At 49.1% G+C, this 10,643-nt stretch carries 9 protein-coding genes, 16 tRNA genes and 1 rRNA gene (1 of these 26 running past the window's edge); all 26 read left to right on the top strand.

All coding sequences use genetic code 11. The features are described 5' to 3' along the window. A 23S ribosomal RNA gene (locus tag MKY82_RS29060) occupies positions 1-766 on the top strand (it extends 2,161 nt beyond the left edge of the window). Between the two features lie 155 nt (positions 767-921). Further along, positions 922-997 (top strand) — tRNA-Asn (locus MKY82_RS29055). Positions 998-1,002: 5 nt separating this feature from the next. Further along, positions 1,003-1,094, top strand: a tRNA-Ser gene (locus tag MKY82_RS29050). Between the two features lie 16 nt (positions 1,095-1,110). After that, positions 1,111-1,185, top strand: a tRNA-Glu gene (locus MKY82_RS29045). A gap of 175 nt (positions 1,186-1,360) precedes the next feature. Beyond that, positions 1,361-1,436: transfer RNA gene (locus MKY82_RS29040), tRNA-Val, on the top strand. An 87-nt stretch (positions 1,437-1,523) separates the two neighbouring features. After that, positions 1,524-1,600, top strand: a tRNA-Met gene (locus MKY82_RS29035). Positions 1,601-1,630: 30 nt separating this feature from the next. Next, positions 1,631-1,707: transfer RNA gene (locus MKY82_RS29030), tRNA-Asp, on the top strand. A gap of 68 nt (positions 1,708-1,775) precedes the next feature. Then, positions 1,776-1,851: transfer RNA gene (locus MKY82_RS29025), tRNA-Phe, on the top strand. Between the two features lie 22 nt (positions 1,852-1,873). Next, positions 1,874-1,949 (top strand) — tRNA-Thr (locus MKY82_RS29020). A gap of 4 nt (positions 1,950-1,953) precedes the next feature. Continuing rightward, positions 1,954-2,038: transfer RNA gene (locus tag MKY82_RS29015), tRNA-Tyr, on the top strand. 6 nt (positions 2,039-2,044) lie between these two features. Next, a tRNA-Trp gene (locus tag MKY82_RS29010) sits at positions 2,045-2,118 on the top strand. Between the two features lie 24 nt (positions 2,119-2,142). Further along, positions 2,143-2,218, top strand: a tRNA-His gene (locus MKY82_RS29005). 16 nt (positions 2,219-2,234) lie between these two features. Beyond that, positions 2,235-2,309 (top strand) — tRNA-Gln (locus MKY82_RS29000). Positions 2,310-2,324: 15 nt separating this feature from the next. After that, a tRNA-Gly gene (locus tag MKY82_RS28995) sits at positions 2,325-2,399 on the top strand. Between the two features lie 11 nt (positions 2,400-2,410). Continuing rightward, positions 2,411-2,484, top strand: a tRNA-Cys gene (locus MKY82_RS28990). Positions 2,485-2,496: 12 nt separating this feature from the next. Beyond that, positions 2,497-2,573: transfer RNA gene (locus MKY82_RS28985), tRNA-Arg, on the top strand. An 8-nt stretch (positions 2,574-2,581) separates the two neighbouring features. Then, positions 2,582-2,661, top strand: a tRNA-Leu gene (locus MKY82_RS28980). A gap of 428 nt (positions 2,662-3,089) precedes the next feature. Then, a complete protein-coding gene (locus MKY82_RS28975; protein ID WP_071222348.1) occupies positions 3,090-3,389 on the top strand; it encodes a hypothetical protein in 300 nt (99 codons plus the stop codon). Between the two features lie 68 nt (positions 3,390-3,457). Beyond that, a complete protein-coding gene (locus tag MKY82_RS28970) occupies positions 3,458-4,135 on the top strand; it encodes a PspA/IM30 family protein (RefSeq protein WP_071222349.1) in 678 nt (225 codons plus the stop codon). 2 nt (positions 4,136-4,137) lie between these two features. Beyond that, positions 4,138-4,617: a PspC domain-containing protein gene (locus tag MKY82_RS28965; protein WP_071222350.1), complete on the top strand. Its 480-nt coding sequence runs from the start codon at positions 4,138-4,140 to the stop codon at positions 4,615-4,617. Position 4,618: 1 nt separating this feature from the next. Further along, complete coding sequence (locus MKY82_RS28960) at positions 4,619-5,305, top strand: PspA/IM30 family protein (RefSeq protein ID WP_071222351.1); 687 nt, start codon at positions 4,619-4,621, stop codon at positions 5,303-5,305. Between the two features lie 169 nt (positions 5,306-5,474). Beyond that, entirely contained in the window at positions 5,475-6,119 is a 645-nt protein-coding gene (liaF, locus tag MKY82_RS28955) for a cell wall-active antibiotics response protein LiaF (protein ID WP_194544568.1), read from the top strand. Between the two features lie 41 nt (positions 6,120-6,160). Further along, entirely contained in the window at positions 6,161-7,234 is a 1,074-nt protein-coding gene (locus MKY82_RS28950; protein ID WP_071222353.1) for a sensor histidine kinase, read from the top strand. Continuing rightward, complete coding sequence (locus tag MKY82_RS28945; protein WP_006212655.1) at positions 7,218-7,862, top strand: response regulator transcription factor; 645 nt, start codon at positions 7,218-7,220, stop codon at positions 7,860-7,862. The genes MKY82_RS28950 and MKY82_RS28945 overlap by 17 nt, the downstream gene beginning before the upstream one ends. Before the next feature lie 233 nt (positions 7,863-8,095). Continuing rightward, complete coding sequence (locus MKY82_RS28940) at positions 8,096-8,938, top strand: YwmB family TATA-box binding protein (protein ID WP_339294896.1); 843 nt, start codon at positions 8,096-8,098, stop codon at positions 8,936-8,938. 137 nt (positions 8,939-9,075) lie between these two features. Next, on the top strand, positions 9,076-10,623 hold the full coding sequence (gene zwf / locus MKY82_RS28935; RefSeq protein ID WP_339294895.1) for a glucose-6-phosphate dehydrogenase: 1,548 nt from the start codon (positions 9,076-9,078) through the stop codon (positions 10,621-10,623). The last annotated feature ends 20 nt before the right edge of the window (positions 10,624-10,643 follow it).

Genomic DNA, 10,643 nt, shown 5'->3' with positions numbered 1-10,643 from the left:
AGCCTTTGAAGCATGAGCGCCAGCTTGTGTGGAGGCGACGTTGGGATACCACCCTGATCGTATCTAGGTTCTAACCTGGTACCGTGATCCGGTACGGGGACAGTGTCAGGCGGGCAGTTTGACTGGGGCGGTCGCCTCCTAAAGAGTAACGGAGGCGCCCCAAGGTTCCCTCAGAATGGTTGGAAATCATTCGAAGAGTGCAAAGGCATAAGGGAGCTTGACTGCGAGACCTACAAGTCGAGCAGGGACGAAAGTCGGGCTTAGTGATCCGGTGGTACCGCATGGAAGGGCCATCGCTCAACGGATAAAAGCTACCCTGGGGATAACAGGCTTATCTCCCCCAAGAGTCCACATCGACGGGGAGGTTTGGCACCTCGATGTCGGCTCATCGCATCCTGGGGCTGAAGTAGGTCCCAAGGGTTGGGCTGTTCGCCCATTAAAGCGGTACGCGAGCTGGGTTCAGAACGTCGTGAGACAGTTCGGTCCCTATCTGTCGTGGGCGTAGGAAATTTGAGAGGAGCTGTCCTTAGTACGAGAGGACCGGGATGGACGTACCGCTGGTGCACCAGTTGTTCCGCCAGGAGCATGGCTGGGTAGCTACGTACGGACGGGATAAGCGCTGAAAGCATCTAAGCGTGAAGCCCCCCTCAAGATGAGATTTCCCAACTAGTAAGACCCCTTGAAGACGACGAGGTAGATAGGTTGGAGGTGGAAGTGCAGCAATGCATGGAGCTGACCAATACTAATCGGTCGAGGGCTTATCCAAATCACCCCAAAAAGTGAAGTGAAGCTTTGAAGCTGACACCGAATACTTTTCGGGGACCCCGATACCACATCGGGTGAATGCTACGGATTCTAATCAACGCAAAGATCGTTTCGTATCTAGTTTTCAGGTGATCAAGCACTTGAATTGAATATTGTTCCCTGATAGCTCAGTTGGTAGAGCACTCGACTGTTAATCGAGTTGTCACAGGTTCGAGTCCTGTTCGGGGAGCCATTTATGGAGAGGTGTCCGAGTTGGCCGAAGGAGCACGATTGGAAATCGTGTAGGCGCCAAAAGCGTCTCGAGGGTTCGAATCCCTCTCTCTCCGCCACTATTATTTTAAGCAAGGCCCGTTGGTCAAGGGGTTAAGACACCTCCCTTTCACGGAGGTAACAGGGGTTCGAATCCCCTACGGGTCACCACTTTCTTAATTGCATCAGGGGATGAGAATCCCGTCGGTTCGTCGGAGAATAACTTCGTAAGCAAAGACTTCGCAGTCTCGAACGAAGTGAGAGTATCCCCTACGGGTCACCACTTTCTTAAAAAAACACTTGCTTCTTATATCAGATTTTGATATGATAAAAGTCGCTTTGTTACGGAGGCTTAGCTCAGCTGGGAGAGCATCTGCCTTACAAGCAGAGGGTCGGGGGTTCGATCCCCTCAGCCTCCACCATGATTTATCCCCAAAAAGTGAAGCACATGCTTCGTAGGTAATTCCGATTACTTTTCGGGGACCCCATACAATCAACCCTTTTAATGACGCGGGGTGGAGCAGTTCGGTAGCTCGTCGGGCTCATAACCCGAAGGTCGTAGGTTCAAATCCTGCCCCCGCAACCAATTTATATCGCGATAGCGATAATGCCTCGTGGAACTGTGGTGTAGAGGCCTAACATGCCTGCCTGTCACGCAGGAGATCGCGGGTTCGAATCCCGTCAGTTCCGCCATTATTTACAACTTTGGGATGAGATGAGTATCCGATATGGGTTCCGTCAAAGTTCGCGAAGAGCTTTAAGGCTCGGTAGCTCAGTCGGTAGAGCAGAGGACTGAAAATCCTCGTGTCGGCGGTTCGATTCCGTCCCGAGCCACCATGTACGTTTTATAACTTTATATGCCGGTGTAGCTCAATTGGTAGAGCAACTGACTTGTAATCAGTAGGTTGGGGGTTCAAGTCCTCTCGCCGGCACCATTCTGGAGGATTAGTGAAGTGGCTAAACACGGCAGACTGTAAATCTGCTCTCTTCGAGTTCGGTGGTTCGAATCCATCATCCTCCACCAGTTTTTAGGGGCATAGTTTAAAGGTAGAACAGCGGTCTCCAAAACCGTTAGTGTGGGTTCAATTCCTGCTGCCCCTGCCAATCGTATCACAGTGTTTTAATATGGCGGTCGTGGCGAAGTGGTTAACGCACCGGATTGTGGCTCCGGCACTCGGGGGTTCAATTCCCCTCGATCGCCCCATATTACAAAATCATATTGGGGATTAGCCAAGCGGTAAGGCAACGGACTTTGACTCCGTCATGCATAGGTTCGAATCCTATATCCCCAGCCATTGATTTTTATGTTTGCGGACGTGGCTCAGCGGTAGAGCATCGCCTTGCCAAGGCGAGGGTCGCGGGTTCGATTCCCGTCGTCCGCTCCATTTTTATTTCTGGCGCCATAGCCAAGTGGTAAGGCACAGCTCTGCAAAAGCTTTATCCCCAGTTCGAATCTGGGTGGCGCCTCCATTACAAACTTATGTGCCCTTAGCTCAGCTGGATAGAGCGTTTGACTACGAATCAAAAGGTCAGGAGTTCGAATCTCTTAGGGCACGCCATAATGTAAGCCGGTGTGGCGGAATTGGCAGACGCGCGCGACTCAAAATCGTGAGGGAAACCGTGGGGGTTCGAGTCCCTTCACCGGCATCATCCAAAAGGAATGCAGACGTTTATCGTCTGCATTCCTTTTTTCGTTGCATCTACATCGATTGCTGCTTCGTGATTTAAATATTAGACTCCATTCTGCATGCTATCTCTCCAGTTACCTTTACAGGGGGCTTTTCTATCACCTTCAGATCTTCTTCAAGCTACACTCCTTAAACTAAACTATCATTAGAAACCACGTTCTTTATAGGTAAAACAAAGATGATCCAGCCGGATTCATCTATACAAGCAAACCCTTCGATTAATCGATCCAGTGCAGGGTTGGACGTAGGTCTGTAGAAGGCCCCGCCTTAGGTCTAGGTTCAAAAACCGTCCCCAGGCCGTTTTAGCGAAACTCAAAATTACCTAGAATAGAGTCATAAGGTTGAACAAAAGAAACAACGATCAAACAACAGAAAGGCGGTGTATAAATGAGAAATTCAAAAGGAAATGGAATGAGTATCCTGTTGATTGGTGTAGGGATCTTGGTTCTCCTTGGAGTATTCGGTCCTCTGCTTGGGTGGTTGTTCAGTCTTCTAATTCCAATCCTGATGGTCGCTTTGGGATACTACGGGATCCGGAGAGGTAACACCTTGATGGGATGGGTTATTCTCGGTATCGGTGTGATCTGGTTGATGGGTAAACTGTCTTGGCTGATCGGTCCGATCTTTGGAATTATCTTGATCATCTACGGGTTGTCCCGATTGAAGAATGGTAGACCCCGTTATTGATAAAAACCACTACATTAAATAACATGCATGAACAACAGATCATGATAGATGAGGAGGGCTAAGCCAATATGAGTGTTTTCCGGCGGATAAGAGACATAACCGTAGCAACATTGAATGAAAAGCTCGAGCAGAGCCAGGATCCGGTTCGATTGATCGACCAGTTCCTACATTCAACCAGACAGGACATTGCTGAGGCTGAGAAGCTGCAGCAGCAATGCCAAGTACATTCCAGACAGCTGAAGCAGCAGGTGGATCAAGCCGAATCCATGCGATATAAACGCGAAGAGCAGGCACTGCTTGCACTGAAGGCCGGCGAAGAACATCTTGCCAAGCTGGCATTGCAGGAAAAACTGATCTATGAGGAAAAGATCGAGCAGTATCAAGGCCTGTTGTCCTCAAGCCTGGAGTCGCTAAAAGAAATCGAGGAGCAGCTCGGCGAGCTGCGGATGGAATATCAGACGGTATACAGCAAGCGTCAATATTATGTTGCCCGAGTGGAAACCCTTCGTCTTCAGCAGAAAATGAATGAACGTACGGGCTCCTACGGCGGCGGTCATGACGTACCGAAGATGTTCAATCGCCTCGAAGACCGTATCAGCGACTGGGAACTGGAAGCCAGAAGTCTTCGCGATTTACGCCGCATGGGGCAGGAATACATGGAACAGGCTGGTGAATCGGTCTCCACTGTATTAGAAAAAGAACTTGCCCGCCTGAAGCAAAAGCTGAATAACAGCGGAAAGGAGTAACCATGACTAGATTGTACCGTTCCACCCGAGACAAAATGTTCACAGGGTTGATCGGCGGTATATCCGATCATTTCGGAGTCGAATCTACCCTACTTAGAATCATATTTGTAGTCAGTATCTTTTTCACAGGCGGTACAACGCTGTTGATCTATCTGATTGCATCCCTTGTAGTACCTAAGGAGCCGTATTATCACGATCCGTATGGTCCACAGGGCAGACATGGCGGCGGATACCGTTACAACGATCATCCGGGCCCTGGACCAGGCTACAACAGCTATAATGATTCTTATGGACGTCAAGGCTATCCTAATGAGCATAGTAGCTTTGGTCCCAAATATGACCGTCCCAATGGTACAAGAAACAACGCGTCAACGGATTCCGATCTGGATGCGATGATGAAGGATATTGAAAGAAAAGCAATGCAAAAAGAAATCGAAGAATTGAAGAAAAAACTTTCGAACTATGAGAAGGGAGATAAATAACATGGGAGTATTTAAAAGAATTAAGGATATGACGAAAGCATCGGTGAATGAACTGCTGGATAAAGTAGAGGATCCGATCGTAATGTTGAACCAGTACCTGCGCGACATGGAGGCAGAAATTCATGAGGCAGAGGTAACGGTTGCGAAGCAAATGGCTAATGAGCGTCGTATGAAGCAGCGCGTCGATGAGGCTGTGAAGATGGCGGCACAACGTGAAGCTCAAGCTGAATTGGCTCTGAAGAATGGTCAAGAAGAAGTGGCTCGCAAGCTGCTGGAAGAAAAAATCTATTTCGATCAAAAAGAAACCGAGTACGTGGAATTGCACCTGCAATCCGAGACTCAAGCAAAAGAGCTTGTAGCTCAGCTGCATGAAATGAAAGACGAGTTCTACAAAATGCGCAACAAGCGCAATGAGCTTGTAGCCCGCGCTCAAATGGCTAAAGCGAAGAAGCAAATGTCTCAAGTGAGCAGCTTGCACACGATCGAAAGCGGCAGTGCTTCGATGGGCTTCCATCGCATGGAGGAGAAAATCATGCAAATGGAAGCAGAAGCTGATGTGCTTCGCGCCCCATACCGTCCTAACAACGCAGTATACACAAGCCCCGTGGACGCTGAGAAGCAATTGAAGGTGGATGAGCAGCTGCAAGCTTTGAAAAACAAAATGGGGAATTCTTCGAAGTCCGAGTAATTCCTTAGCAAGTCAGCAAAATAGTATTAAACCGTATTCGAACACCATGTTCATATGATATGCTATACGAATGAGATTGTCGTATAGTACAGGAAAAGCCATACAGTGGGGAACGTCTCACTGATATGGCTTTTCCGAGCTTATATCTTGGCCATCAAGGAGGTGCGACATGGACAGAAACCGCTGGATAGCAGTTGGTTTAATCAGCTTGGGTTTTATTTTGCTTTTCGGCCGATGGTTTGGTTTCTTCACCATTGTCGCCCTGTTACTCATGTTTGCAGGTGTCCTTCAGATCAGGCATGGACATGTGAAGAAGGGATACATTCTGCTCGGAGTAGGTGCCGTACTGCTGCTGCTGGAGCATCTCATGTTGATTATCGGCATCAGCTTGATATCGCTAGGTATTTTTTATGGCAAGTCCAAACGAGCTCATACCACGACGAAATACATTCAGAAGCAGAACTTTATGTCCAACTTTGATTGGGACCGGGCTCCGTGGGTGATGCGCAGTCTGAGTGTGTGGCATGTGCTGGGAGAGGCGGATGTGGATCTGTCCTTGGCCCTTCCGGAGGAACGCCAAACGGTCCTGATGTTCCATGGGATGCTGGGGGATATTGATCTGATGATTCCGGACTACTATGGGGTGGAGATCGAAGCATCCATCCTGTTTGGCTCCATTCATATGGACGACCGGAAGGAAACCGGCATATTAAACCGCGTGCGGTATAAATCACCCAATTATGAGACCAGTGAATATAAAGTGAAATTTATTGTTTCTTATTTGGGCGGAGATTTGAATATAAGAATGACATAATAAACGTAAGTTTTGTGTAAACCATTCAGGAGGGTTGCCCCGTGGAAACGGAAAAGAAAGCAAATATGATTACCCGAAGTATGCGTGAGGGGACCCTTCTGGGATTGGTTGTCATGCTCGTTGTCCTATATTTATTATATACATATGGTTATCTTCAACCGTTTGAGACGTGGAAGAACCGGATCGAAGCCGGCATTACCATCGTATTGCTGCCGATCGGGCTGGGTGCGATCTATGGCTTCTTCCAGGGATACCGGGTAAAACGACGGGTCGATCTTGTGAGGGAAACGCTGGTGAACTGGGAAAAAGGCAGCCTTACGGACGTCATGCCGGACATCGGCGAAGACGAAGTGGGCCGGCTTGGAGAACAGCTGGTGAAGATCAGCAAACGCTGGGAGGATCAGGTGTCTTCCTTGCAGCGGTTATCTACGAACAATGCCCAGCTTGCCGAGCAGGCCAGGGTTACGGCGATTGTGGAAGAGAGGCAGCGTCTGGCGCGCGAGCTCCATGATGCGGTTTCTCAGCAGTTGTTTGCCATCTCGATGACGGCAACCGCTGTGGGCAGGACGCTGGATAAGGATTTTGACAAAGCGCAGCGCCAGGTGGCTCTGATCGAGGAAATGTCGGCTGTGGCCCAGTCCGAGATGAGGGCGCTTCTTCTTCATCTGCGGCCGGTTTATCTCGAAGGAAAGGCACTTGAGCAGGGGCTGCGTGAACTGATTAAGGAATTGCGAATCAAAGTACCTATGGAAATTACGTTTGAAATGGACGATGACATACATTTGCTCAAAGGGATCGAAAATCATCTGTTCCGGATTATCCAGGAGGCCATGTCGAACACCCTCAGACACTCGAAAGCGGAGAAAATGGATATCCGTATTCACCGCAGGCAGAACACCGTTCGGGTGATGCTGCGGGACGATGGGATCGGATTTGAATTGGATGACAAGAAACAGACTTCCTACGGCCTATCGACGATGCAGGAACGGGTGACGGAGATCGGGGGCTCGGTACAATTTATAACAGCACCGGGTAAAGGGACTCGAATTGAGATCGTTGTGCCACTCATAAACGAAGAACGCAAACGGGGGGATGTAGATGGAAACGCCGATTAAAGTGCTGCTGGTGGATGATCATGAGATGGTCCGGATCGGTTTAGCGGCTGTGCTTGGTACAGAGGACGGCATCGAGGTGGTTGGTGAAGCGGGCAGCGGCGAGGAAGGGATACGCTTAGCGCAGGAATATCATCCTGATGTGGTGCTGATGGATTTGGTGATGGACGGAATGGATGGAATCGAGACGACGCGCCAATTGATGAATCAGTTTCCTAATCTTAAGGTCATTGTACTGACCAGCTATCTGGACGATGAGAAGATGTATCCGGTTATTGAAGCAGGTGCGTTCAGTTATTTATTGAAGACATCCCGTGCTTCTGAAGTAGCTGATGCTATACGTGCAGCCGCACGCGGGCAGTCGGTGCTGGAGTCGCAGGTTGCCTCCAAGATGATGAATCGATTCCGGCATCCGCAAAATGAAGCTCCGGCGCATAACGACCTTACGGACCGGGAAATGGAAGTGCTGCGACTGGTGGCGCAGGGCAAGTCGAATCAGGATATTGCTGATGATTTGATTATAGGCATCAAAACCGTGAAGTTTCACGTAACGAATATTTTAGGCAAGCTGGGGGTAGAGGATCGAACCCAGGCTGCCATCTACGCTTATAAAAATGGGCTGGCTGAGTAAAGAATGCCGGCTCTTTTTTATGCGATGGTCGTGACATAAACATATCCATATAACAATGAAAGGCAGGCTTAAAGACTCCCGGATCGGGAGCTTTTTTATTTATTGGCAGGGAAGAAGGAATCTCTACATACAGCCCGATGGAGGAGCTATTTAAAAAGCGAGGTATAAATCCGCGGTAACGAGGCCATCCTTTTACTAGATTGATAGATTCGAACGGGGAGGCGTGACTGACCATGCGGAAGATGCGTTTACAGATCATTGTGATGATGTTGTTGCTGTGCGGGGCAGCAGCTATGATGGCGGGTTTTGCGGGGACAACGGACAGCAATCGAAACGGATCAGCTCCGCATGCAGGAGAAGCGTCAGCTTCGGGCGGAACGGTAGAAACAGGTGTCAATGGAATAACTAGAGCTGGGGAATCAGCAGAAAGCGATCTAATACTTCTGGCGGCGCTTGGGCAAGAACATATGGAGCCTTCGGCAATACTCACGGTAAAAATTCAAGGTGAAATGATAAATTCCATATCGAAGGATCAAGCTAAGACAACGGCTGAGCAGCTGGCTCGTACAATGGGGCTCTCCGGGATTACAACGTCCCAGCTTCAGGGAAATGAAGTATTCCAAGCAGAAGGCGTGCTCTCCGGTGTATCGGTGCATCTGGACTGGGCTTTCACGAAGGAGGGTCATAGTTATGTCAGAGCCATGCTTGTAGGAGAAGCAGCTGGACAGTCCCGGGAAATGATGACCCTGCAGCAGCAGATTCAAGAGTTGATGAAGCAAGCAGGCATATCGAACTCCTGGAATGCGTCCATTCAAGGATATGCATCGGAGACGGCTAGCGTTGATGGAACGATGGCTCAGGTAGAAGAGGCAGTAGCCCAAAAACTCTCGCTTCGCCCCGTTGAGGATTATGCAGATGACACAACACAAAGCCGTTCATATGAGGTTCCTTCACTGGGCGCTTTTGTGATGAGTGGCGACACGCCGATTCATATGCAGATCGCGGTGCATGAAGATTCGATGAAGAAAAGTAGTAGAATAACGATCGGATTTCCTGTCATTACAATAGAATATTGAAAATGATTTCTGAAACTCGGATGAAAAAATGCGGAATGTGATAGCATACTTGAAATGAATATGCTAAAATGTCATCACATCGAGTTAAGTGCCGATGCATAAAAATACACTATAATTCATAGAAAGAATGAGGAGCCATGGCTGAAAATCAAAATCTAGATACAATGAAGACACCGGGAGCTGTATTTTTCATCTTTGGAGCGACTGGTGATTTGGCAAGACGTAAGTTGTTTCCGGCGATCTACAGTCTTTATCGTGAAGGAAAACTGGATGAGGATTTTGCGGTAATCGGCGTGGCGCGGCGTCCGCGCACCCAGGAAGAGTTTCGGGAGGACGTGTATCGTTCAATTCAGGAATTCTGCCGATATAGTTCGGAACAGGATAGTGAATGGAATGCATTTGCACAACATTTTGAATATAAATCTTTAGATATTAACAATATTGACGGTTTCCGTGAGCTTCGCGAACAAACGGAGCAATTGGAAACAAAATTTAATATACCGGGCAACCGCTTGTTTTATCTGGCGCTTGCACCGGAATTGTTTGGCAGCGTATCGTTTAACCTGATGAAGGGCGGTATGCTCGACGGAGAAGGCTGGAACCGTCTTGTGATCGAGAAGCCGTTCGGCTACGATCTGGAGTCGGCTGCCAAGCTGAACGAAGAGATCCGTAAAGTGTTCAAGGAAGAAGAGATCTACCGGATTGACCATTATCTGGGTAAAGAAATGGTACAGAACATCGAAGTTATACGTTTTGCGAATGCTTTCTTCGAGCCGCTGTGGAACAACAAGCATATCGCCAACATCCAAATCACGCTTGGTGAAACGGTTGGTGTCGAGGAGCGCGGCGGGTACTATGATCATGCAGGCGCTCTAAGGGATATGGGCCAGAACCATATGCTACAGCTGCTGACTATGATTGCGATGGAGCCGCCTAGCCGACTGCTTGCAGAGGATATCCGCGACGAGAAGGTGAAGGTGCTTCGCTCCTTGCGTCCGTATGCCACGCATGAAGAAGTGAAGAACAACGTGGTTCGCGGTCAGTATACGAGCGGTTCCGTGGGCGGCAAAGATCTGCCGGCATACCGTGAAGAGGACAAAGTGAATCCGGAATCCAATACGGAAACCTATTTTGCCGCCAGAGTCTTCGTGGATAACTTCCGCTGGGCTGGCGTACCGTTCTATATCCGTACGGGCAAACGTCTCCCGGTTAAGACAACCGAGGTGGTTGTCGAGTTCAAACGGATGCCAACCAACGTATACCTGGGCCAAAAGCATTCCCTGGAGCCTAACCTGCTCGTTATTCGCGTCAATCCGATGGAAGGCATTTACGTGAAGATTAACGCGAAGAAGCCGGGATCTGAATCCGAGATCGCTCCTGTAGCGATGGACTTCTGCCAAAGCTGCATCGTGGGCATTAATTCTCCTGAGGCGTATGAGCGTCTGCTGCATGACGCTGCTCGTGGAGACTCCACCTACTTTACGCGCTGGGATGAAGTGGCTTCGGCATGGTCCTTCGTGGATCGTATCGCCAGCGCATGGAGAGAGAACCAGGGCGAGCTGGAATCGTATCCTGCTGGATCGTGGGGACCTGACAAAGCGGATGAGCTGTTGAAGGAAGACGGATTCCACTGGTGGCCGGTAAACGGTCAGCTTGAGGATAATGTGGTGTGGTTCAAAAACTAAGATCATTTTCTAAAATTTAC

Source organism: Paenibacillus sp. FSL W7-1279 (assembly GCF_037969845.1).
Classification (GTDB): Bacteria; Bacillota; Bacilli; order Paenibacillales; family Paenibacillaceae; genus Paenibacillus_AQ.
This window is presented reverse-complemented; position numbering and strand designations above follow the sequence as displayed.

Coding starts and splice junctions, on each gene's coding strand:
- liaF (WP_194544568.1), top strand. CDS start 5,475: ATGGACAGAAACCGCTGGATAGCAGTTGGTTTAATCAGCTTGGGTTTT.
- MKY82_RS28940 (WP_339294896.1), top strand. CDS start 8,096: ATGCGGAAGATGCGTTTACAGATCATTGTGATGATGTTGTTGCTGTGC.
- zwf (WP_339294895.1), top strand. CDS start 9,076: ATGGCTGAAAATCAAAATCTAGATACAATGAAGACACCGGGAGCTGTA.
- MKY82_RS28970 (WP_071222349.1), top strand. CDS start 3,458: ATGAGTGTTTTCCGGCGGATAAGAGACATAACCGTAGCAACATTGAAT.
- MKY82_RS28960 (WP_071222351.1), top strand. CDS start 4,619: ATGGGAGTATTTAAAAGAATTAAGGATATGACGAAAGCATCGGTGAAT.
- MKY82_RS28965 (WP_071222350.1), top strand. CDS start 4,138: ATGACTAGATTGTACCGTTCCACCCGAGACAAAATGTTCACAGGGTTG.
- MKY82_RS28975 (WP_071222348.1), top strand. CDS start 3,090: ATGAGAAATTCAAAAGGAAATGGAATGAGTATCCTGTTGATTGGTGTA.
- MKY82_RS28945 (WP_006212655.1), top strand. CDS start 7,218: ATGGAAACGCCGATTAAAGTGCTGCTGGTGGATGATCATGAGATGGTC.